This window comes from Rhodococcus sp. WAY2, assembly GCF_009859915.1.
Classification (GTDB): domain Bacteria; phylum Actinomycetota; class Actinomycetes; order Mycobacteriales; family Mycobacteriaceae; genus Rhodococcus_F; species Rhodococcus_F oxybenzonivorans.
Genome location: NZ_CP046572.1, coordinates 4,391,339 through 4,418,240 on the forward strand (window position 1 = coordinate 4,391,339; position 26,902 = coordinate 4,418,240).

General features: G+C 68.7%; 1 protein-coding gene. It reads left to right on the forward strand.

Annotated features, from left to right (window positions below; genetic code table 11):
- Nucleotides 1-155: 155 nt before the first annotated feature.
- Nucleotides 156-26,843, forward strand: coding sequence for a non-ribosomal peptide synthase/polyketide synthase (locus tag GFS60_RS20180; RefSeq protein WP_159923976.1), 26,688 nt, complete (start codon nt 156-158; stop codon nt 26,841-26,843).
- The last annotated feature ends 59 nt before the right edge of the window (nt 26,844-26,902 follow it).

Below are 26,902 nucleotides of genomic sequence, written 5' to 3' on the forward strand. Positions count from 1 at the left end.
AGGGCGGGGCGAGGTTGAGTTCGAGTGTGCCCTGGACTACGTGAGGTACCCATTCCGGAGACGGGAGAAGAGCGCCGGCTCCCGCCTCCCTCTGTCTCGGCAGACTCACCGCGCGCGCTGATCCTGTCGGGGATCCGTTTCCGAAGGGAAAGACAGTGGCACCCGCCAAATCGCAGAAAACGGCCAGTTCGGGTCCGGGTCACGCGGAACCGTTCCCCCTGTCGGCAGCGCAACGGGCCACCTGGTTCGCTCAGCAACTCGAACCCAGGGTCCCGATCTTCATCGCCCAGTACGTCGAATTCGCCGGCGCACTCGACGTCGACCTGCTCCGGCGGGAGACGGTCGAGGCGGCTCGCGAGTTCGAGTCCCCATTGCTCAAGGTCGACGACATCGACGGTCAGCCGCTGCAGTACGTCGACCACGCGACCGACACGTCGATCGCCTACCTCGACTTCCGCGGCGAGGACAATCCCGAGGCGGCGGCGCACGACTGGATGGAACGTGACTACGTCACCCCGATAGACCTCAGCACCGATCGCCTGGTGGAGACGTCCATCCTGCAGATCGGTGACACGCACTTCCTCTGGTACAGCCGGATTCACCACGTGGCGCTCGACGGTTACGGTGCCATGACGATGCTGCGCCGCATCGCGCACCGCTACTCCGCGTCGGTTGCCGGTCGGGCGCCGGATGCAAACCGTGCGGTGAGTCTGCGGCAGCTGTACGACCTCGACAACAGGTACCGCACGTCCGACCGATTCGTCAGCGACCGGGAGTACTGGGCGCAGCGGGTGGCCGGGGTCGAGGGGACCACTCTGGCTCGCACGACGGGTCACGTGTCGGCCACCAGCACGGTCGAGAGCGCCGCGCTGTCCGAGGCCGTGGTGGCGGTGCTCGATTCCCGCGACAATCTGTCGGCGGCCACCCTCATCGCGGCTGCCGCCTGCTATCTGTCGCGGCGTACCGGCAGGACCGATGTGCTGGTCACCATCCCGGTGTCGGCGCGGACCACAGCGGTGCTGCGCAATTCCGGCGGGATGCTGGTCAATGTGGCGCCGTTGCCGGTGAGTGTTCGCGGGGAGGACACCGTCGGCGAGCTCGTCGAACGGGTGCAGCGCGAACTGGTGGGCGCGTTGCGGCATCAGCGGTGCAGTCTCGACGACATCCGCCGCGATGCCGGCGACAAGGCGGCGGAGCTGTACGGGCCCATGGTGAACGTCATGCTGTTCCGTCAGGAGGTCGCGTTGGGCCCCTTGACGGGGGATTTCCACATCGTCACGTCCGGTCCGGTGGAAGACCTGCTGATCAACGTGTACCAGAGCGGGACCCCGACCAAGATCTTCGTCGACTTCCGGGCCAACCCCAGCCGTTACGAGCGCACCGAGCTGCGGGAGCATCATCGACAGTTCCTGGAGCTGCTCGAGGAACTCGCCACCGCCGATCCGCAGTCGCGGGTGGACAGTGTTCACCGGATCAGTGCCCGCACCGGTGAGCGCCTGCTGCGTGAGGCGGCGGAAGTGGAGTACTGGCGTAGGCAGCTGGGTGGGCTGCCCGACCTGCTGCCGTTGCCCAGTGACCGGCCGCGGCCCGCGCAGCTGTCGCAGGCGAGTGATCGAGTGTCCGTGATGCTGACGGGTGCGCTGCACCGACGTGTCGCCGGACTCGCCGCGGCCGCGGGCACCACTACCCGCACGGTGTTCCTCGCGGCTCTGTCGGTTCTGCTCGGCCGGGTCACCGGCAGCGAGGACCTCGCCGTGGGAATCCCGGTGGACGTGAGCGAGCGCACCGATGTCGTCGTGGTCCGGACCCGGTACACGGGCGAGGCGTCGTTCCGGGACTTCCTGCATCAGGTCCGGGACGTCGCCGCCGAGGCGACGGCACACACCGAGGTCCCGTTCCAGCGTCTGGTGCGGGAACTCGACATCTCGGTGTCGGATGCGTACGCGCCGATCTTCCAGGTGCTCCTCGATACCCGGGAGGACAGCGCGCGCAGTGCGCCCGTCGCCGGCCTCGATCTGTGCGCGTCGGTCACCGAGGCGATCGACGAGTCGGGTGAACCGGCGGGTGTCACCGTCGAATTCGGCTTTGCAGCCGACCTGTTCGACCCTCACACCATTCACATCGCGGCCGAGCGCTTCGGCCGCATCCTCGACGCGGTGGCCGCGGACCCGGACGTTCCGATCGGCGACATCGCCATCCTGTCCGACCAGGAACGTGCCGCGCTGACTCCGGTGCGGGGCCTACCCGGCCGGTCCGAGCGAACCCTGCCCACCCTGTTGGCAGACGCTGCGGCGCTCGATCCGGCGGCGACGGCTCTGTACCAGCAGGGCGAGAAGGTGTCCTATCGGGAATTGGACACCTGGTCGACCCGGGTCGCGCGAGTGCTGATCGATTTTGGGGTGGGCCCGGAGTCGTTCGTGGCGACGGCATTGCCGCGGTCGTTCCGGTCGGTGGCCTCGGTCTGGGCGGTCACCAAGACGGGTGCGGCGTTCGTGCCGGTGGACCCGAACTATCCCGCCGACCGAATCGACTACATGCTCGGCGACTCCGGTGCGGTGGTCGGTCTGACGGAAGAAGCACTGCGTGAGCGGTTGCCCGACTCGATCCCCTGGCTGGCGCTCGACGATCCCGATTTCCGGTCCGAGTGCGCCGCCCGGTCCGACGCGCCGCTGACCGAGGGAGACCTCAATGGGCCGGTGTCGCTCGACAGCGCCGCGTACCTGATCTACACGTCGGGCTCCACGGGGCGGCCCAAAGGCGTGGTCGTCACGCACCGTGGTCTGGACTCCTTCTCGGTCGACCAACGGGAGCGGTTCGGCGCCACCAGATCGTCTCGCACGCTGCACTTCTCGACGCCCAGTTTCGACGCGTCCGTGTTCGAGTACCTGCAGGCATTCGGGGTGGGGGCGACGATGGTGATCGTGCCGCCGACCACTTACGGGGGCACGGAGATCGCCGATGTACTGCGGTCGGAGCGCGTCACCCACGGCTTCATCACCACGGCGGCGCTCAGTACGATTCCGCCGGATTCGCTCGGCGACTTCCTCGACGTCGTCGTGGGCGGGGAGGCCTGCCCGCCCGAGCTGGTGGCCCGGTGGGCGCCGGGCCGCCGGTTGCACAACGCGTACGGCCCCACCGAGACCACCGTGATGGCGAACATCAGTGCGCCGATGACACCCGGCGGCCCGATCACCCTGGGTGGGCCGATCCGCGGCACCCAGCAGGTGGTCCTGGACGCTCGGCTGCATCCGGTACCCGTCGGCGCGCCGGGCGAGTTGTACATCGCCGGTGCCGGTGTGGCCAGGGGTTATCACGGACGGCCCGCGCTCACCGCTGTGCGGTTCGTCGCCGACCCGTACGGCCCCGGGCGGATGTACCGCACCGGCGACGTAGTGCGTTGGCGGCCCGACTACACGCTGGAATATCTGCGGCGCAGCGACTTCCAGGTGAAGGTTCGAGGATTCCGGATCGAGCTCGGCGAGATCGACGCCTTACTGCAGGCGCATCAGGACGTGCGGTTCGCGGTCACGATCGGGCGGCCGGGCCCGTCCGGGGACACCGTGCTGGTGTCGTACGTCGTGCCGGCGGCCGGCAGGCCGATCCAGACCGCCGAGCTGTTGCGGCAGGTGCGGAATCGGTTGCCGGCGTACATGGTGCCCGCGGTTATCGTGGTGCTGGACGACATTCCGTTGAACCCGGTCGGGAAGGTGGACCGGGCAGCGTTGCCGGAACCGAAGTTCCTGTCCGCCGCCGCGGAGTTCCGGGCGCCTGCCGATCCGGTGGAGGAGTCGATCGTCGAGGTCTTCACGGAGATTCTCGGTGTCGAGCGGATCAGCGTCGACGACAGTTTCTTCGACCTCGGCGGCAACTCGCTGGTCGCGACGCGGGTGATCGCGCGGATCAATGCCGCTCTGGGTTCGGAGGTGGGCGTGCGTGCCCTGTTCGATGCACCCACCGCCGAACTGCTGGCCGCGCATATCCGGCGTGCGGGTATGGAACTCGCGGATCGCCGGCCTCTCGTTCGGGGTGAGCGGCCCGACCGGATTCCGCTGTCACTGGCGCAGCAGCGGATGTGGTTCCTCAATCAGTTCGACACGGGTTCGGTGGCTTACAACATTCCGATGGCGGTGCGGCTCCTCGGTCCGCTCGACTCGGACACCTTGAGGGACGCGGTCGGTGACGTGATCGAGCGGCACGAAGCGCTGCGCACCAGGTACCCCGCGTCGGCGGACGGCCCGTATCAGGAGATCGTCGACGCAGCACAGGTCATTCCCGACCTCACCCCGCGGGTCGATGGCGACGAGTCGCTGAACGAGCGGATCGAGACGCTTCTCGCCGTGGGGTTCGACGTCAGCCGGGCCGTGCCGTTACGCGCCGCGTTGCTGTGGATCGGCCCGGACGAACACGTGCTCGTCATGGTGGTGCACCACATCTCGGCCGACGGTGCGTCGCTCGCACCGCTGGCCCGCGATCTCATGGTGGCGTATTCCGCCCGGCGGGCGGGTGCCCGGCCCAACTGGGAACCGTTGCCGGTGCAGTACGCCGACTACAGCGTGTGGCAGCGTGCGCTCCTCGGTAGCCCCGAGGATTCCGGTAGTCTCATGTCCCGGCAGCTCGGGTACTGGCGGGATACGTTGGCGGAACTGCCCGAGGTCACCGATCTGCCGCTCGACCGGAACCGGCCCGCCGCACGGTCACTTCAGGGTCGATGCGCGTCGTTCCCCATCGACGCAGGTCTGCATCGGCAACTGCTTCTGCTTGCGCGCGAGCACAATGCGACGCTGTTCATGGTGATGCACGCGGCCTTCGCCGTGTTGCTGTCACGCATGTCGGGATCGGGCGACGTGGCCGTGGGCACACCGATCGCGGGGCGCGGTGAGGCGGCGCTGGACGACCTGGTGGGGATGTTCGTCAACACGCTGGTGCTCCGGACCCGGGTCCGGCCGGACGCCTCCTTCATCGACGTGCTCGCCCAGGCCCGTGACACGGACCTCGCTGCGTTCGGGCATACCGATGTGCCGTTCGAGAGCGTCGTCGACGAACTCGCTCCGGTGCGTTCGACGTCGTATTCACCGTTGTTCCAGGTGTTGCTGGAGTTCCAGAACACGGTGCGAGCGCACCTCGAGCTGCCCGGTCTGACAGTCGAAGCGGTGGACGTCGACCCGGGTGTCGCCAAATTCGACCTGCAACTCTCCCTGGCGGAGCACTACGACGACAAGGGTTCTGCGGCAGGCATGTCGGCGGGTTTCCTGTACGCCACCGACGTTTTCGAACGCGGCTCGGTGATCAGATTCGGGGAACGGCTCCTCCGCGTACTGCGGGCGGTCGTGACGGATCCGGCCACGACGGTCGGGGACATCGACGTCATGGGCGCGGTCGAGCGCGGCCTCGTGCTGGACCAGTGGAATCACGAGGGCGTCGGCGCCGGGTCGCTGACCCTCGTCGAATTGTTCGCACGCGCGGCGGCCCGGACCCCGGATGCCGTGGCGGTGGTGTGCGGCGAAGACAGGATTACCTACGCCGAACTCGAGGAACGCGCACATCGGTTGGCCCGATTGCTGATTGCGCGTGGTGTCGGTACCGAATCGCTGGTCGCCGTTATGGTGGACAGGACTCCGAACCTGATTGTTGCGTTGCTGGCGGTGCTCGGGGCCGGCGGCGGCTACGTCCCGGTCGACGTCAGCTATCCGGCCGATCGCGTGGCCGCGATGTTCGAGGATGCGCACCCGGTGTGTGCTGTGGTGAGTGCGGAGTTCGGGGCCCTGGCGCCGGACGGCACTGCGCTGGTGGTGATCGACGACCCGGCGACGCACCACGCCCTGAACAGCTTCTCGGGCCTGCCCGTCACCGACTCGGATCGGTTGCGTCCGCTGCGGGCGGACGCCGTCGCCTACGTCATCTTCACGTCGGGATCGACCGGACGCCCGAAGGGTGTTCAGGTATCGCACCGCTGTGTGGTCGCGCTGCTCGCCAACACCCGGGACCTGTTCGGGTTCGACTCGTCCGATGTGTGGACCCTCTTCCATTCGTACGCCTTCGACTTCTCCGTGTGGGAACTGTGGGGGGCACTCGTCCACGGTGGCCGGCTGGTCGTGGTCGACTACTTCACCGCACGGTCGCCCGATACCTTCCTCGAACTGCTGCACCGGGAACGGGTGACGGTGTTGAACCAGACGCCGACCGCCTTCTACCAGCTGATGGAGGCGGATCGTGCGGCGAGCGCGGTCGAGGACGCCGACGGGGCGGCTCTGTCGTTGCGGTACGTGATCTTCGGTGGTGAAGCGCTCGACCTCGGTCAACTCGGCCGGTGGTACTCCCGGCACGACGACCGTGCACCCGTACTCGTCAACATGTACGGCATCACCGAGACCACGGTGCACGTCAGCTTCCTCGCACTCGATCGCGCACTGGTGTCCGCGGCGTCCGGGTCGGTGATCGGTGGCGGGCTCCCGGGGTTGCGGGTGTATGTCCTCGACGTCCGCCTCCATCCGGTGCCGCCCGGTGTGGTCGGCGAGTTGTACGTGTCCGGCGAACAGGTGTCCCGCGGGTACGCGGGCCGATCCGAGCTGACGGCACACCGTTTCGTTGCCGACCCCTTCGCCCACGACCGGGTGGGTGCGCGCATGTATCGTTCCGGCGACATCGTGCGGTGGGGCTCCCACGGTCGGCTCGAGTACGTGGGCCGCAGCGACTTCCAGGTACAGCTTCGCGGCTTCCGGGTCGAACTCGGCGAAGTGGAGGCGGCCCTCGCCGCGTGTGCCGGGGTGGCGCAAGCGGTGGTCGTGGTCCGCGTCGACGACCGTGACGGCGATCGGTTGGTGGGGTACGTCGTTCCCGAGGCGGGCGCCACCGTCGACCCGGCAGCGGTACTCGATGCCGTCGGGGCGTCGGTACCCACGTACATGGTGCCGTCGGCAGTGGTGGTTCTCGACGCGCTGCCTCTGACCGTGAACGGCAAGCTGGATCGCAAAGCGCTGCCGGAGCCGGACTTCGGCACGGCGACGGTAGGGTTCGTCGCTCCCCGTAACCCGGTGGAGGAAATCGTCGCCGCGGTGTTCGCCGACCTTCTCGGCATCGCGCGGGTGGGCGCGCACGACAACTTCTTCGATCTGGGTGGGAACTCGCTGACCGCCACCCGGCTGGTGGCGCGCATCAATGCCGCAGTCGGGGACCGTCTCGGCGTGCGCGACGTGTTCGACGCTCCCACTGTGGCCGGGCTGGCCGCCCGTGCCGAGGCGGGAATCGCGGTGGACTGGGTGCGGCCGGCGCTGGCGCCGAGGGATCCGGCGCGCGAGGTCCCTGTGTCGCTTGCGCAGCAGCGGATGTGGTTCATCAACCAATTCGACACCGCGTCTTCGGCCTACAACGTGGCCATCGCCCTGCGGCTCGCCGGCACGCTGGATGTACCCGCTCTGCAGGCGGCGATCACCGACGTCGTCGAGCGGCACGAGTCGCTCCGCACCGTCTTTCCTTTGACCGATCGGGGGCCGCGGCAGGTGATACTGCCCGCCGCCGAGGTGGTGCCGATTCTTCACCCGGAGCCGACCACCGGCCTGGACAACCTTCGTGAGCAGGTCGACCGGTTACTGTCGACGGGGTTCGATGTGACCGTCGAAACCCCGCTACGGGCCCGGCTGTTCGAGCGGGGCGTGGCCGAACACGTGCTCGCCGTCGTGGTGCACCATATCGCCGCCGACGGCTTCTCCATGGTGCCGCTGGCCCGCGACGTCCTGGCCGCGTACACCGCCAGACACCATGAGACCGCACCGGATTGGCGGCCCTTGCCGGTTCAGTACGCCGATTACACCCTGTGGCAGCGGGACTGGCTCGGTCCCGAGAACGATCCGTCGTCGCCGCTGGCACGTCAACTCGGCTACTGGACCGCGACGCTCGCCGACCTTCCGGACGTGCTGGAACTTCCCACGGACCGGCCGCGTCCGCCTGCCCGTTCTCTGCAGGGCGGCCGGGTCGAGTTCAGGATTCCTCCCGAACTCCACCAGGACATCGTGCAGGTCGCGCGCACCCACGGCTCCACCGTCTTCATGGCCCTGCACGCGGCCTTGGCGGTGTTGCTGTCGCGACTGAGCGCCTCGGACGACATCGCCGTCGGCACCCCGATCGCGGGACGAGGCGAGGCCGCGCTCGACGACGTGGTGGGAATGTTCGTGAACACCCTCGTGCTCCGCACCCGCGTCGACGGAGCCCGCACGTTCGCCGAACTCCTCGCCGGCGTACGCGAGACCGACCTGGGTGCGTTCACCCATGCGGACGTCCCGTTCGAGCGGGTCGTCGAAAGCCTGCGACCCTCGCGGTCGACGGAGTACTCGCCGCTGTTCCAGGTGATGCTCGAATTCCAGAACACCGAGCGGCCCGTCCTGGAACTGCCGGGACTGCACGTCGAAGCGCTGGACCTCCCCTTCGACACGATCAACTTCGACTTGCAGGTAAGCATGCGCGAGAACACCGACAGTGACGGCGCTCCCGCCGGTATCACTGCCGCGCTCGGGTACGCCACCGACATCTTCGACGAAGGCACCGTGGCCGGCTTCGCGGAGCGCCTGGTCCGGATCCTGGCCGCAGTCGCCGCCGATCCCGACGTCCGGGTGGGCGACGTCGACGTGCTCGCCCCACCGGAGCGGGCCGCCCTGACCTCGGTGACCGGTGGCCCCGGCGTGCCCGCGCGCACGTTGCCCGAACTGTTGATCGACGCCGCCGCCGTCGATCCGGCCGCCGAGGCGCTGTCCTTCGAGGGGCAGCGCGTGACCTACCGTGACCTCGACGACCGGTCGAACCGGCTCGCGCGGCTCTTGATCGCACGCGGGGTGGGTCCGGAACATGTGGTTGCGCTGGCATTGTCGCGCTCGATCGAGTCGGTAACGGCGGTGTGGGCGGTGGCGAAGTCCGGCGCCGCCTTCGTGCCGGTCGACCCGAACCATCCCGCCGAGCGCATCGAGTACATGCTCGACGACTCCGGCGCCGTGGCCGGCCTCACGACAACCGAGCTCCGGCCGTCCCTTCCTGGTGCGCTTCCGTGGCTGGCGCTCGACGATCCCGGGATGGAGGCGGAGCTGGCGCTTCTCCCGGCGACGGCGGTGTCGGATACCGACCGGACGTCGGCCCTGCAGGTCGATCACCCCGCGTATCTAATCTACACCTCGGGTTCGACCGGCAGGCCGAAGGGAGTGGTGACCACACACCGCGGCCTGGCGAATTTCGCTGCGGCGCAGCAGCGCACGTTCGCCACGACGTCGACGGCACGAGCGCTGCACTTCGCCTCCCCGAGCTTCGACGCCTCGATCCTCGAGCTGATGCTCGCGGTGGGGCCGGGCGCGACGATGGTGATCGCGTCGCCGTCCGTATTCGGCGGCGAGGAATTGTCGAACCTGCTCCGTCGTGAGCGGGTCACCCACTGCTTCGTGACACCTGCGGCACTGGCCTCCGTCGACCCTGCCGGGCTCGACGACCTGGTCTGTGTGGTCACGGGCGGCGAAGCCTGCCCGCCCGAGCTGGTGGCACGCTGGGCGCCGGGCCGGAACATGTTCGACGCGTACGGGCCGACGGAGTCGACGGTGGTGTCGAGTATCAGTTCCCCGATGGTGCCGGGTGAGCCGGTGACCATCGGGGCACCCACTCTCGGCTTCGGTGAGGCCGTCCTCGACGCGCGGTTGGAGCCGGTGCCGGTGGGAATCGCGGGCGAGTTGTATCTTGCCGGTCCGGCGCTCGCGCGCGGGTATCACCGCCGCTACGCCCTCACCGCCGAACGTTTCGTCGCCAATCCGTTCGGGCCGGCCGGCAGCAGAATGTACCGGACCGGTGACCTCGTGCGGTGGATGAAGGACGGGCAACTGGAGTATCTGGGCCGCACCGACTTCCAGGTGAAGATCCGCGGCTTCCGGATCGAACTGGGCGAGGTGGCCTCGGCGTTGCTCGCACATGAGGATGTGGCGGCCGCCGTCGCGGACGTGCGGCACAGTGCAGGGTCGGCCGATCGCCTAGTCGGGTACGTGGTTCCGGTGCCCGGGGCCGACCTCGACACGGGGGCGCTCCTCGACTTCGCCGGTTCTCGCCTGGCGTCGTACATGGTGCCTGCCGCGATCGTGGTGATCGAGGCGCTGCCGCTGACCGTTCACGGAAAGCTCGACCGGAAGGCATTGCCGGAACCGGATTTCGGTGCTGTCGTCACCGGCGGCCGGGCGCCCGGCACGGAGACGGAGGAACTGCTTGCCGCGTTGTTCCGTGACGTGCTGGGACTGGAGTCGGTGGGGGTGGAGGACTCGTTCTTCGCGCTGGGCGGCGACAGCATCATGTCCATCCAGTTGGTGGCGCGGGCGAAGGCCGCGGGACTGATCCTCTCCCCGCGTGATGTCTTCGAGCGCCGCACCGTGGCAGGCCTTGCTGAGGCGGCACACCGCGAGCGACCGGATTCTGTTGTCCTCGAAGAGCTTCCCGGTGGCGGTGTCGGTGCGGTACCGCCGACCCCCGTCGTCGCGTGGATGCTCGACCGCAGCGGGGGCACACTGAACCGCTTCTCCCAGGCGGTGCTGGTGACGGCGCCCCCCGGACTCACCCACGAGGATCTCGTCGGTGCCGTCGGCGCGGTGCTGGATCGGCACGACATGCTGCGCGCACGACTCACCCGGGACGACGGGCAGGAAGGCCTGGGCGGGCCGTGGGGGATGACGGTGCTGCCGCCTGGGTCCGTGTTCCCGGAAGCGGTGATCCACCGCGTACCCGTCACCTCGCTCGACGGCGAGAAGTTCGCCGCGATCGCGGCCGCCGAACTCGATGCGGCGGCGGACCGCCTGCATCCGGCCACCGCGAGCATGGTGCAGGTGCTGTGGTTCGACGGCCCCGGCGGGCTCGGACGTCTGCTGCTGGTCGCCCATCACCTGGTGGTCGACGGGGTGTCGTGGCGCATCCTGATCACCGATCTGGCTGCGGCGCACGCACGCATCGCCGAAGGCTTCACCGCGGCGTTGCCGGGCATCGGCACGTCGATGCGGAGATGGGGGCACGGACTGGTGGACGCCGCGGAACGACGACGCGACGAAGTCGAGCTGTGGCGAGCCATGCTCGACGGCGCCGACCCACTCCTCGGTTCCCGGCCGCTCGATCCGGCGATCGACGTCGACACTGCACAGGGCAGTATCACCGTCGAGGTTCCGCCGAGCGTGACGGGCGCCCTGCTCACCACTCTTCCCGCGGCGTTCCACGGCGCCGTCGGTGACGGCCTTCTCACCGCGCTGGCGCTGGCCCTGATCCGTTGGCGTCGGCAGCGCGGTGTCGACACGACCGATGCCCTGATCAATCTCGAAGGTCACGGTCGCGAGGACCACGTCGTCCCCGGTGCCGACCTGTCCCGGACCGTCGGCTGGTTCACCAGCCTGTTTCCCGCACGTCTCGACCTCACCGGTATCGATGTCGATGCCGTCCTCGCCGGCGGTGCCGCTGCCGGAACCGCGATCAAGACGGTCAAGGAACAACTCCTCGCGATCCCCGACCACGGGATCGGGTTCGGGCTGCTCCGGTACCTGTACCCGGAGACCGGGGAGATGCTCCGCCGGTTCCCGCCGCCGCAGGTGAGCTTCAACTACCTCGGCCGGGTGGCGACCAGCGCGGGTGACGTGCCCTGGCTTCCCGTCGAGGGCAGCTCCGATCTCGGGGGAACACAGAACCCCGACATGCCTGTGGCGTGGGTCGTGGATGTCAACGCCGCGACGACCGTCCGGGACGGCGACCCCGTGCTGACGGCAACGTGGACGTTCCCGACCGGTGTGCTCCGCAGTGCGGACGTGGAAGACCTCGCCGACCTCTGGGTTCGGACCCTCACCCTGCTGGCCGAACATGCGAACCGGCCCGACGCCGGCGGCCTGACACCGTCCGATCTCGCTCTGGTGTCCCTCGGGCAGGTGGATATCGACCGCCTGGAGAATACGTATCCCGCACTCGCGGACATCTGGCCGCTGTCGCCGTTGCAGGCGGGCCTGCTTTTCCATGCCCAGTTGTCCGAGGAACACGTCGACGCCTACATGGTCCAGTTGGTCCTCGACCTGCACGGCGTCGTCGACGCCGGTCGCCTGCACCGTGCCGCGCAAGGCCTGCTCGACCGGCATTCCAACCTGCGAGTGGCATTCGCCGAGACGAGCACGGGACCGGTGCAGGTAGTCCTCGAATCCGTCACGGCGCCGTGGTCGCACATCGACCTGTCCGGGCAGCCGAGCTCCCGGATCACCGCGGAAGTTGCGGCGGCGATGGCCATGGACCGCGCACTCCCGTTCGACATGTCCGCGGCGCCGCTGCTGCGATTTACGTTGCTGCACACCGCACCCGGGCGTTACCGACTGGTGCTCACGCACCACCATATCCTTCTCGACGGGTGGTCGACGCCCTTGGTGATCAAGGACCTGCTCGTCCTGTACGCCACCGCGGGCGACACCACCGCGCTCCCGGCGGTCACCTCCTACCGTGACTACCTGCAGTGGATTGCGACACAGGATTCCCAACGGTCCACCGGCGCCTGGGTGTCCGCACTCGCCGGTGCGGACGAGCCGACCATCGTGGCACCCGCCGCGCGCGGCGAGCAGAGCTTCGCCGACCCGGAGGACGTGCGCCTGGACGTGGCTGACGAGAAGACCCGGGTGCTCGAGGCACTCGCCCGCGCGCGCGGTCTCACGACCAACACGCTCGTGCAGGTCGCCTGGGGGCTGGTACTCGCGACACTGAGCACCCGCGAGGACGTCACGTTCGGAGCCACGGTGTCCGGACGTCCGCCCGCGATCGCCGGCATCGAGTCGATGGTCGGCCTGTTCATCAACACCGTGCCCGTCCGGCTGCGCCTGCGCCGCGAGGAGACACTTGCCGAACTCCTCGAAAGGTTCCAGGCCGAACAGTCGGCCCTCCTCGACCACCACTACGTGGGCCTGACAGAAATCCAGCGCGCCGCGGGAGACGGTGCCGTCTTCGACACGTTGACCGTGTTCGAGTCGTATCCGGTGGACCGGATGGGGTTGTCGGAGAACACGGACATCGACGGCATGCGGCTCGCGGGGGTCGAGGGGATCGACGCCACCCACTATCCCCTCACCCTGATCGCGCATGTGGACACGGCACTGCATCTGCGCCTGCGGTACCAGCCGGCCGTGATCGACAGCGAGTTCGCCGAGTCGGTGGCGGCCCGGGTCGCCCGGGTTCTGCAGATCATGCTGTCGGACATCGACATTCCGCTCGCCCGGCTGACCCTGCTGTCGGAGGCGGAACTGCAGGAATACACCGCCGTGTCCGGCGCACCGTCCGGTGCACCACGCACGCTGCCCGAGTTGCTCACCCAGGCTGCCGGCGAGCGTCCCGGCGCCGCCGCACTCCTCTTCGAGGGACGGGAGACGAGTTACCGCGAACTCGACGAGCGATCCAACGCCCTGGCCCGCGTGCTGCTCGCGCGGGGCGCCGGACCGGAAACGTTCGTGGCACTCGGCCTTCCACGCTCACCGGAGTCGGTGCTGTCGGTGTGGTCGGTCGCCAAGGCTGGTGCTGCGTTCGTGCCGGTGGACCCGAACTATCCCGCCGACCGCATCGAGCACATGCTCGCCGACTCCGGTGCGGCGCTCGGGGTGACGACCTCCGCGTACCGCCACCGCCTACCCGATTCGGTGCCGTGGCTGGTGCTCGACGCCCCGGATGTCGACGACACTCTGGCCGCCGCGTCCTGCGCTCGCGTCACCGACGTCGATCGCCGCTCACTGCTCGTTGTCGACCACGCCGCGTACGCGATCTATACCTCCGGCTCGACCGGCCGACCGAAAGGTGTCGTCGTCACCCACCGCGGGCTGGCGAATCTTCTCGCCGAGCAGAGCACGCACTACAGCATCTCCCGTGAGGCGCGCTGCCTCCACATCTGTTCTCCCAGTTTCGATGTGGCCATCCTCGAGCTGATCCAGTCGTGCGCCGCCGGGGCGACGCTGGTCATCGCGCCACCCGGAATCTACGGCGGTGCGGAACTCGCGGCGCTGCTGCGGCGCGAACGCGTCACCCACGCCTGCATCACTCCGGCGGTACTCGCCACGGTGGACCGCGACGGCATCGAGCACCTCGAGGTGCTCGTGGTGGCCGGCGATGCGGTCGGTGACGAACTGGTGGCCAACTGGGGTGTGAGCCGGGCCATGTTCAACGGGTACGGGCCCACCGAGGCCACGATTCTCACCACGTTGAGCCGGCCGATGATGCCGGGTGAGCCGGTCACGATCGGCAGCCCGGTGCGCGGCATCACCCTGTCCGTTCTCGACCCGCGACTGCAGCCGGTGCCGGCCGGGGTGCCGGGCGAACTGTACATTTCGGGACCGGCCCTGGCCCGCGGGTACCACCGTCGTCCGTCACTCACCGCCGAACGGTTCGTTGCCAATCCCCACGGCGCCGGCCGGATGTACCGTACCGGTGATGTCGTGCGGTGGCGCCGCGACCACACCCTGGAGTACCTCGGGCGCAGCGACTTCCAGGTCAAGATTCGCGGGCAGCGGGTCGAGCTCGGGGAGATCGACTCCGTCCTCACCACCCACCCGAATCTGGACTTCGCCGCCACCGTGGGCAGGCCCGGCCCGCTCGGCGACACGGCGCTGGTGTCGTACGTCCTGCCGCACGACGGCGAGGAAGTGGTGGCGCCGGAGGTACTCGCGTTCGCGGGACGCATCCTGCCAAAGTACATGGTTCCCGCCGCCGTCGTCGTACTCGACGAGATCCCATTGACACCCGTCGGCAAACTCGACCGGAAAGCGTTGCCGGCACCCGACTTCGCGTCGACGTCCGCGGGTTTCCGGGCGCCTGCCACACCGGTCGAAGAAGCTGTCGCACGGGTCTTCTCGGAGGTCCTCGGAATTGCGCGGGTCGGGGTCGACGACAGCTTCTTCGAACTGGGCGGCGATTCACTCAGCGCCACTCGCGCGGTCGCACGCATCAACGCGGCACTCGACGCCGGGATCGGGGTGGCCGCCCTGTTCGACGCACCGGTAGTGGGAGACCTCGCCGTGCGGATCGAGTCGGCGGCCACCGCGAGTGTTCCCTCGGAGGCTCTCACCGCCCGGCCGCGTCCCGAGCGGATACCGTTGTCGCTGGCGCAGCAGCGCATGTGGTTCATCAACCAGTTCGACACCTCGTCGCCGGCGTACAACATTCCGATCGCACTGCGACTGACCGGTGTACTCGACCGTGCTGCCCTGCTCGCGTCGGTCGGTGACGTCGTTGAGCGGCACGAATCCCTGCGCACCGTGTTTCCCGGTTCGATCGACGGGCCGCACCAGGTCATCGTCGATCCGGGGCGGGCATCCCCGTCCCTGCACCCGGTCACCGTGGCCGGTGAGCGTGATCTGCGGGACGCGATCGCCGCCCTGGCTGCCACCGGCTTCGATGTGACCGTCGACGTGCCGTTCCGGGCGACTCTTTTCGAGGTCGACGCCGAGTCACACGTCCTCGCCATCGTCGTCCATCACATCGCGGCCGACGGGTTCTCGATGATGCCGCTGGCCCGCGACATCATGCTCGCGTACACCGCCAGAACCATGGGGGAGACACCCGCGTGGACTCCGCTGCCGGTGCAGTACGCCGACTTCAGCGTGTGGCAACGGAGCGTTCTCGGCGCCGAGGAGGACCCCGACTCTGTTCTGTCGAGGCAACTCGGGTACTGGACCGCCACCCTGGCCGGGATACCGGAGGTGCTGCAGATCCCGCTGGACCGGCCGCGCCCGCCCCAGCGCTCGTACCGGGGCGACGTCGTGGAGTTCACCGTGCCCGCGCGGCTGCACACAGCGCTGAACGAGATGGCCTCCGAGCATAATTCGACGCTGTTCATGGTGGTTCATGCCGCCTTCGCCGTGCTGCTGTCGAGGTTGTCGGGAACGGACGACGTTCCGATCGGCACACCGGTCGCCGGCAGGGGGCAGGCGGTACTCGACGACGTCGTGGGGATGTTCGTCAACACCCTGGTTCTCCGGACTCCGGTGGACGGTGGGGCATCCTTCTCCGAGGTGCTGACCGCGGTGCGGTCCGTGGACCTCGGTGCATTCGAGCACGCCGACATCCCGTTCGAGCGGCTGGTCGATCAGCTCGCCCCGGAGCGGTCGACCGCTCACGCCCCGCTGTTCCAGGTACTCATCGAGTTCCGCAACGCCACCGGCACCCGCCTCGAGCTGCCCGGCCTCGTCGTCGACTCGCTCGAGGTCGATATGGGCGTCGCGAAGTTCGACCTCGAACTGAGTCTCGCCGAACACGTCGACGAGGACGGCGCGCCCGCCGGAATCGGCGCGGGTCTCCGATACGCCACCGACGTGCTCGATCGCGCATCCGTCCTCCGTCTCGGGGAGCGTTTCGTGCGTCTACTCGAATCGGTGACCTCCGACGCGTACACGCCCGTCGGGGACATCGACATCCTCGACCCGGGCGAACGCGACCGCCTCCTGCCCGTCGCCGTCCCTGCCGCGGCCGAGCCGGCCGAGCCGGTGACGACACTGCCGGAACTGTTCGCCCGTGCCGCGGAACGGAACCTCGCAGCGACGGCCGTCGTGTACGAGGGCGCTTCGCTCACGTACCGAGAACTCGACGCGAGGTCGAACCGCCTCGCACGGCTCCTGATCGCCCGAGGCGCAGGCCCCGAATCGCTGGTTGTGGTGGCCACAGCACGATCCCTCGATCTCGTGGTGGCGTTGCTTGCGGTCGTGAAGTCGGGCGCGGGGTATGTTCCGGTCGACGTCACATACCCGGCCGAGCGGCTGGCTTTCCTGTTCGCCGACGCCCGACCGGTGTGCGTGCTGACCACCGAGGCAGAAGCCGAATCGGTGCGAGCGCAGGGCGTTCCGGCCATCGTTGTGGACAGCCCCGACACCGTGGCCGAATTGGGTGGTGTGTCGGCGCTGCCGGTGTCCGACGCGGACCGGACCGGACCCCTGCACCCGGATGCCGTCGCGTACGTCATCTACACCTCGGGGTCGACGGGGCAACCGAAAGGCGTTCAGGTATCGCACCGCAACGTCGGCACCCTCTTTGCACACACTCAGCCGCTCTTCGGGTTCGATGCCTCCGACGTGTGGACCATGTTCCACTCTGCCGCGTTCGATTTCTCCGTCTGGGAGTTGTGGGGGGCCCTCCTCCACGGCGGGCGGCTCGTGGTGGTCGACTACTTCACGACGAGGACACCCGACACGTTCCTGCGATTACTCCGCGACGAGCGGGTGACCGTGCTGAACCAGACGCCTACCGCCTTCTACCAACTGGCGGAGGAGGACCGGGTGGCCGGCGGCACCGAGTTGGCACTGCGTTACGTCATCTTCGGCGGTGAAGCCCTCGACCTGGCGCAACTGACCCGCTGGTACAGCCGGCACGACGACTCGGCGCCGACGTTGGTCAACATGTACGGCATCACGGAGACGACCGTGCATGTCAGTCACCTGCCGATGACCGACGCGCTCGCCGCCGGGGCCTCGGCGTCCGTCATAGGGCGGGCACTCCCGGGACTGCGCGTGTACGTGCTCGACGGGCGACTCCACCCGGTGGCGCCGGGAGTGGTGGGCGAGCTCTACGTGTCGGGCGCGCAGGTCTCGCGCGGATACTTCGGCCGGTTCGCCCTCACCTCCACCCGGTTCGTCGCAGATCCGTACGTGCCGGGTTCCCGGATGTACCGGTCGGGCGACCTGGGTCGGTGGAATGCGGACGGGCAGCTGGAGTACCTCGGCCGCAACGACTTCCAGGTTCAGGTGAAGGGCTTCCGGATCGAGCTCGGTGAAGTGGAATCCGCGCTCCTCGCCTGCGAAGGGGTGGCGCAGTCGGTCGTATTGTCGCGCCGTGAACGATTGGTGGGATACGTCGTACCCGAGGCAGGCCGGTCGCTGGACCCGTCGTGGATCATCGAAACGCTGGGCGGCCGGCTGGCCGCGCACATGGTTCCGGCCGCCGTGGTGGTGCTCGAGAGCCTGCCGCTCACGGTGAACGGAAAGCTCGACCGGCGTGCGCTGCCTGATCCCGACTTCGGGCGGCAGGTGTCGATCGGGCGTGTTCCGGCAACCGAGACGGAACGCATACTCGCAGATCTGTTCGCCGAGGTACTGGGTCTCGAGTCGGTCGGCGTCGACGACTCGTTCTTCGCCGTCGGCGGCGACTCCATCATGTCGATCCAGCTCGTCACCCGGGCGAAGGCGTCCGGGGTGGGCATCACCCCGCGGGACGTGTTCGAGCGCAAAACCGTGGCCGCCCTCGCCGAGATCGCCACGGCAGGAGAGCAGGCGATCACCCTCGACGAGCTGCCCGGGGGCGGTGTCGGCGAGGTTCCCCTCACGCCGATCGTGCAGTGGATGCTGGGCAGGGGAGGAGACTTCAGCCGGTACTCGCAGGCCGCACTGTTCACCACCCCCGCCGACCTGGACGCGGCCACGCTGACGGCGGCCCTGCAGGCGGTCCTCGACCGTCACGACATACTGCGGGCCCGGCTGTCCCGAAGCGAACGGGCGGAGCACGGTTGGTCGATGGTGGTGCAGCCGACCGGCTGGATGCGGGCCACCGCGGTCGTGCGCACGGTGCCCCTCGACCCCCCGGACACCGAGCGAGGAGTCGACGAGACGTTCGGTGACATCGCCGCGCGGGAACTCGACGGGGCCACCGACCGGCTCGACCCGGAGTCGGGCGTGATGGTTCAGGTGGTGTTGTTCGAGAGCGCGGCCAGCCCCCGGACCGCCGGACGGCTGTTGATCGTCGCCCATCACGTCGTCGTCGACGGGGTGTCGTGGCGGATCCTGATCCCCGACCTCGCCACGGCGTGCGCCCAGGTGCAGTCGGGGATGTCGCCGGCCCTGCCCGCCGTCGGAACGTCGATGCGCCGGTGGGCGCACGGGCTTGCCGACGCGGCGCTGGAACCCAGTCGCATCGAGGAACTCGCGTTGTGGCGAGGGATGCTCGGCGCACCGGACCCCCTGCTCGGCTCCCGAACCCTCACCGCATCCGACATCCGGACCGCCGAGGTCGAGGTCCGGGTGCCGGTGGACGTGACCGAGGCGCTGCTGACCGCTGTCCCGCAGGCCTTCCACGGCAGCGTGGGGGACGGCTTGCTGACGGCCCTGACCTTGGCACTCGTGCGATGGCGGCGGGCACGCGGAATCGAATCCGACGGCGCCCTCGTCACTCTCGAAGGACACGGACGTGAGGAGCAGGTGGTACCGGGGGCGGATCTCGCCCGGACGGTGGGCTGGTTCACCAGCATCTTCCCCGTCCGGCTCGACCTCACCGGGGTGGACGTGGACGACGCCTTCGCCGGGGGCCCGGCGGCGGCGGTCGCGCTCAAGGCCGTGAAGGAACAACTGCACGCCATCCCCGACCACGGCATCGGTTTCGGCCTTCTGCGGTATCTCAATCCCGAGACGGCCCTCCCGCTGTCGGCTCTGCCCGCACCGCAGCTGAGCTTCAACTACCTCGGCAGGCTCGGAGCCGCCGCCTCCGGGGACGGCGATTGGATGCCGATATCCGAGGCCGGACTGGCCGAGGCCGCACACACGGGTCTGCCCGTGCCTGCTGCCGTCGACGTGAACGCCAGAACCACCGACTCCGCCGCGGGCCCCGAACTGGCCGCCACGTGGGCGTTCCCGCTCGGGGTGCTCACCACAGCGGATGTCGGTGAACTGGCGCAGCTGTGGGTGTCTGCCCTCGCCGCCCTGACCACGCAGGTGAAGTCCGGGGGCGGCGGTTTCACCCCGTCCGATCTGAACCTGGTCCGTCTCGATCAGGGTGCGATCGACGACCTGGAGCGGCGTTACTCGTCGATGATCGACGTGTGGCCGCTGTCGCCGTTGCAGGCGGGCATGTTGTTCCATGCCGAGCTGGCCGACGAGTCGGTGGATGCCTACCTCGTCCAACTGGGCCTCGAACTCGGCGGCCACGTGGACGCGTCCCGGCTGCACCGGGCGGCCGCCGCACTCCTCGAGCGGCACCCCAATCTGCGCACCGCCTTCGTCCACGACACCGAAGGGCGGGCCGTCCAGGTCGTGGAACGCGGAGCAACCGTGCCGTGGCGGGAGATCGACCTGAGCACGTTCGGTGACGAGGGGGCCGTCGTCGAACTCGAGCGGCTGCTCGCGGCCGACCGGACCACCCCGTTCGACATGGCGACGGCCCCACTGATCCGGTTCCTGCTCGTGACCATGCCGGGCGGTCGATACCGGCTGGTGTCGACGAACCATCACATCCTCCTCGACGGCTGGTCGATGCCGTTGCTGATCCGGGAACTGCTCACGCTGTATGCCACGGACGCCGACCTGTCACCGTTGCCGCGGGTGCGCGACTATCGCGACTACCTCGCGTGGATGACCGGACGTGACCCCGACGCATCGGCCCGGGCGTGGGCGAACGCCCTTGCCGGCGTGGAGGAACCGACGTTGCTCGTTCCCGGGGACCGGGCCCGGCGCCTGTCCACCGTGTCGCGGGAGTGGGTGTTCGACCTCGACGAGGACCAGACCGACCGGTTGCGCGAGTACGCGCGTTCGCGGGGGCTGACCCTCAACAGCATCGTGCAGACCGCCTGGGCAATCGTGCTCGGGATGCTCACCGGACGGGACGACGTCGTATTCGGCGCGACCGTGTCCGGGCGGCCGCCGGAGCTGTCCGGCATCGAGACGATGATCGGCCTGTTCATCAACACCGTGCCGGTACGGGTGACGTTGCGCCCCGACGACACGCTGGGCGCGCTGCTCGAGCGGGTGCAGGCCAAACAGGCGGCCATGCTCGACCACCACTACACCGGTCTCGCGCAGATACAGGAAGTCGCGGGGGCGGGCGTGGGGTTCGACACGCTGACGGTGTTCGAGTCGTATCCGGTGGACCGCGCCGGGATGTCGGAAGACACCGATATCGCGGGCTTGCGGGTAATCGGCGTGGAGGCGGCCGACGCTGCCCACTACCCACTGAGTCTCGTCGCCTCGGCCGAGGCCAGGCTGCACCTGAAGTTCGAGTACCTGCCCGACCTCTTCGACACGCCCGCGGTCGAGAGCATCGCGGGGCGGGTGGTGCGGGTGCTCGAAGCCTGCGGCGGTCCCGACCTGCCGCTCGCGGGACTGTCGCTGCTCACCGATCACGAACGCGACACGTTGGTGCCGGTGCGCGGCGCGCCGGGCGTCTCCACTCGAACGCTCGCACAACTGTTCGCGCACGCGGCCGCACAGGATCCCGATGCGGTGGCGCTCTCGTCCGCCGAGCGTGACGTGTCCTACCGGGAGCTCGACGAACTGTCGAACCGCCTCGCGCGCGTCCTCCTCTCCCGCGGCGCCGGCCCCGAAATATCTGTGGCCGTCGGCATTCCGCGCTCGGTCGAGTCGATGCTGTGCCTGTGGGCGGTGGCCAAGGCCGGGGCCATCTTCGTCCCGGTCGACCCGAATTATCCCGACGAGCGCATCGCGCACATGCTCACCGATTCCGGATGCGCCCACGGCCTGACGACCTCAGAACATCGGCCCCGGCTGCCCGGCGACACCACCTGGCTCGTTCTCGACGAACCGTCGTTCGTCGAGGAGTGCGCGGCCGCGTCCGCGGTACCGGTGACCGACACCGAACGCCCCGCTCCCGTCACCCTCGACACCGCCGCCTACCTCGTCTACACGTCGGGCTCCACCGGCCTGCCCAAGGGTGTCGTGGTGTCGCATCGCGGCCTCGACAACTTCGCGCGCGAACAACTCGCCCGGTACGCGGCCGGTCCGGGGTCCCGCACACTGCACTTCTCGACACCGAGTTTCGACGGGGCCGCGTTCGAATACCTGCTGGCGTTCGGAGCCGGAGCGACGATGGTGATCGCACCGCCCACCATGTTCGGCGGTGACGAACTCGCCCACCTGATCGCACGCAGACGTGTCACCCATGCGTTCGTGACCACCTCCGCGCTCGCGTCCCTCGATCCGGCCGGACTGGAACACTTCACCGACGTCACCGTCGGCGGGGAAGCGTGCCCACCCGACCTCGTGTCCCGGTGGGCGCCCGGCCGCCGGCTGTACAACGGCTACGGGCCGACCGAGACCACGATCATGTCGAACATCAGCGAGCCCCTGGTCGCCGGTGAGCCCGTCACGATCGGCGGGCCGATCCGCGGGGTCACCGAGCTGGTACTGGACGCCCGCTTGCAGCCGGTGCCGGTGGGTGTCCCGGGAGAGCTGTACGTGGCCGGGGCGGGCCTGGCTCGCGGCTACCACCGCCGTCCAGGGCTCACCGCGGAACGTTTCGTGGCCGACCCCGCAGGATCCGGCGAACGCATGTATCGCACCGGCGATATCGTGCGCTGGACGGCCGACCGGACCATCGAGTACGTGGGCCGTAGCGACTTCCAGGTGAAGGTTCGTGGATTCCGCATCGAGCTCGGCGAGATCGACGCCACCCTCGCGGACGAGCCGGACGTCCGGTTTGCGGTCACCGTCGCGCATCGCGGTCCCGCGGGCGACACGCTCCTGGCGTCGTACGTGGTGCCGATACCCGGCCGCCAACTCGACACCGCCGAGATCGGCCGGCGCCTCGCCGAACGTCTGCCCGGCCACATGGTGCCGTCGTCGATCACCGTGCTGGAGAAGATTCCGCTCACCGCGGTCGGCAAGCTCGACCGCAGGGCCCTGCCGATACCCGATTTCGGACTTGCCGCAGGCGAATACCGCGCACCGGCGAATCCGGTCGAGGAGACGGTGGCCGACACGTTCGCCGAGGTCCTGGGCATCGACCGTGTGGGTGCGGACGACAACTTCTTCGACCTCGGCGGCAACTCCCTCAGCGCCACCCGCGCCGTGGCCCGTCTCCGCGGTGCCCTTGGCGCCGATGTCGGTGTCCGGGTGCTGTTCGAGGCGCCGACGGTCGCCGCGTTGGCCGCCCGCATCGAACACGCGGGCGCCGGCCCGTCGCGTCGCCCCGCCCTCACCGCGGGGCCGCGCCCCGACCGCATCCCGCTGTCGTACGCCCAGCAACGCATGTGGTTCATCAACCAGTTCGATACGTCGTCGCCGGCGTACAACATTCCGATGCTGGTGCGGCTCACCGGCGAACTCGACGTCGACGCACTGACTTCCGCGCTCACCGACGTCGTGACGAGACACGAATCGCTGCGCACCCGCTTCCCGCTCAGGGACGGTGAGCCCGTGCAGGAAATACTCGGACCGGCGGTCCCCGATCTCGCGCCGATCGCACTCACCGACGAGTCCGTGCTCGGACAGGAACTGACGCGGCTCGTGTCGACCGGCTTCGACGTCACCACCGCCCCGCCGCTGCGCATCGCCCTGTTCTCGCTCGGCGACGCCACTTCCATACTCGCCGTGGTGGTCCACCACATCTCGGCGGACGGATTCTCGATGGCGCCGCTGGTGCGCGACGTGATGATCGCGTACGAATCCCGCGTGCGGGGCCTGCCACCGGCCTGGACGCCGCTGCGCGTCCAGTACGCCGATTACACGCTGTGGCAGCGGCGACTGCTGGGCTCCGAGGTCGATCCCGAGTCGTTGCTGTCGCGGCAACTCGCCTTCTGGGAGTCGAACCTGTCCGGGCTCCCCGAACTCCTCGAACTTCCCACCGATCGTCACCGGCCCGCTCAGCAGTCGTTCATCGGCGACCGGGTGCGGTTCGTGGTGGACGCCCATCTGCATGAGCGAATCCGGGCAGCGGCGCGTCTGCATCACTCGACGGAGTTCATGATCGTGCACGCTGCGCTGGCCGTGCTACTCGGCCGCCTCGGCGGTACCGGGGACGTCGTGATCGGCACCCCCATCGCCGGACGCGGCGAAGCGGCACTCGACGATCTGGTCGGGATGTTCGTCGGCACGCTCGCCCTGCGCAGTACCGTCGAACCGGGGCAACGCTTCTCGGGTCTCCTCGCGCAGGTGCGGGACGCGGACCTCGCTGCGTTCGCGCATGCCGACGTTCCCTTCGAGCGCGTGGTGGACGCGGTGGGACCGGTGCGCTCTACCGCTCATTCACCGATCTTCCAGGTTTCCCTGGAGTTCCAGAACAACGAGCGCCCCGTGCTGGCATTACCGGGACTGCGGGTGGAGGGCCTCGACCCTGCCCTCGACGTCGTGAAAGTCGACCTCGAGGTAATTCTCGCCGAGAAATTCGATGCGGACGGCGCGGCGGAGGGGATGGACGGTGCCATCGACTTCGCCACCGACCTGTTCGACGCGAGCACGGTACAGGGCTTCGCGGAGCGGTTCGTGCGTATCCTCACCGCCGTCACGGCGGACCCGCGGATCCCCGTCGGCGACATCGAGATACTCCGCGCCGACGAGGTCGCGGAACTGACGCCTGCCCGGGGACCGCTCGATGCGACCGCTCTGTTGCTGCCGGACCTGCTGGCTGCGGCAGCCGAGCACAACCCGGCTGCGGCAGCGATCCGTTATCAGGGTCGGTCGATGTCGTACCGCGAACTCGACGAGGCCTCGAACCGCCTGGCGCGCAGACTGATCGAGCTGGGTGTCGGACCGGGAACTTCGGTGGCCTTGAGCGTGTCGCGGTCGGTCGAGTCGGTGCTGTCGGTGTGGTCCGTCGCCCGGGCCGGCGCGGCGTTCCTGCCGGTCGATCCGGGATATCCCCTCGAACGGATCGAGCACATGCTCGCCGACTCCGCCGCGGTGTCCGGCATCACGGTCCGCGCACATCGAGATCGCCTGCCCGACCTCGTGACCTGGCTCGTGCTCGACGATCCGGATGAAGAGAACCGGATAGCCGCACAGTCGCCCGACCCGGTCACCGATGCTGATCGCACTGCACCGCTGCACGAATGGCATCCCGCTTACCTGATCTACACGTCGGGCTCGACCGGAATGCCGAAGGGTGTGACGGTCACCCACCGTGGCCTGGCGAATCTGGCCGCCGAGGAACGCGACGTTCTTGCCGTCACCGACCACTCCCGGGTGCTGCACTTCGCGTCGCCGAGCTTCGATGCGTCGGTATTCGAATTGGTCATGGCATTCTGTGCGGGTGCCACCCTGGTGATCGCGCCGCCCACGATCTATGGCGGCATGGAACTTGCCGAACTTCTCGGCAGCGAACGAGTGTCCCACGGGTTCGTCACTCCCACGGCGCTGGCGTCGATGGACCCCGTCGGCTTCGAATCCTTGCGCACGCTGGTCGTTGCCGGAGAAGCCTGCCCACCGGAACTCGTCGCCCGCTGGGCACCGGGCCGCCGGATGTTCAATGCCTACGGGCCCACAGAAACCACGATCATGTCGAACATCAGTGCCGCTCTGGTGCCGGGTGAGCCGATCACCCTCGGAGCGCCCACCCGGGGTGTGTCGGAGGTGGTCCTCGACTCCCGGATGCGGCCGGTTCCGGTGGGTGTGGTTGGTGAGCTGTACGTGTCGGGGCGGGCACTGGCCGCGGGTTATCACCGTCGGCCTGCGTTGACGGCGTCGCGTTTCGTGGCCGCCCCCTGGGGTGCTCCGGGGGAGCGGATGTATCGCACCGGGGACGTGGTGCGGTGGCGGCGGGACGGAACGCTGGAGTATGTGAGCCGCAGTGACTTCCAGGTCAAGATCCGCGGTTTCCGCATCGAGCCCGGGGAGATCGACGCCGCTCTCACCGATCACCCCACGGTCGGGTATGCCGTGACGATCGGCCGGTCCGGGCCGAGTGGCGAGACACTGCTCGTGTCCTATGTGCGCCCGGCGGGAGGCGCGAACGTCGACACCGCCGAACTGATCCGCTTCGTCGGTGAGCGGCTACCCGCCCACATGGTGCCCGCCGCCATCGTCGTGCTCGATCAGATTCCGCTGACCCCGGTGGGAAAGTTGGACCGGGCCGCCCTTCCGGCGCCGGAGTTCCTCTCCGGGCACCGGTTCCGGCTGCCCGCGAACGATCTCGAGGCGGTGGTCGTCGACGTCTTCACCGAGATCCTCGGCGTCGACGAAATAGGTGCGGACGACAACTTCTTCGAGAGGAGCGGCAACTCACTGCTCGCCACCAAGGTGGCCGGGACACTTCAGCAAAGACTGGACCGAAAGATCCCGTTGCAGTGGATGTTCCTCGACCCGACACCGTCCGGGATCGCCCGCCGACTCGCCCTGCCGACTGCCGCGGGAGGAGTGGAGGATGTGCTGGCGGTGCTGATTCCGCTGCGCAATGAGGGCACAGGGCGCCCGCTGTTCTGCGTGCACCCCGGCATCGGACTCTCCTGGGGGTACGCCGGCCTCGTCCGTCACCTGCCAGCCGGCCGCCCCGTCTACGGACTGCAACTGCCCACGATCAGCGGTGACGGTGAATACTCGTCTCTCGAGCAACTTGCGCACCGCTACGTCGAGGAAATGAAGGCCGTCCAGCCCGAGGGCCCGTACGACCTGCTCGGCTGGTCGCTCGGCGGCGTGATCGCCCACGCCATGGCCGTCGAACTGCAACACGCCGGTGACGAGGTCGGGGTGCTGGCCGTGATGGACAGTTATCCCGACAACGGTGAGGACCCGCTGTTCGGGAAGCTCGACATGAACGATCTCCTACGCGGACTCGGCCTCGTCGTCGACATCGAGGGCGACCTCACCTACGAAGAAGCGGCCCGGCTGCTCAACGAATCCTGGGGAACCGACTCCGGGGTGCGAGCCGAGCATCTCGAGCGGATCAACGCCGGGTACGAGAACTCCCGGAACCTGGTCCACCGCTTCGTGCCCCAGGTGTACGACGGCAGCCTGCTCATCTTCCCGGCGACCGCCGCCGACGACACCACCACGCGACCGCGGTCGGCGCAGGAATGGCAACCCCTCGTCACCGGGAACATCGACGAGCACCCGGTCGACTGCGGCCACAACGACATGATCGAGCCGCAGTCCCTCGCCGTCATCGGACCCGTGCTGACGCGATACCTCGAAGATCGAGGGTGAGGGTGAACGCCCCACCGTGCCGGTCAACAGACCAGTGAATCCAGGTAGGTCAGGATGGC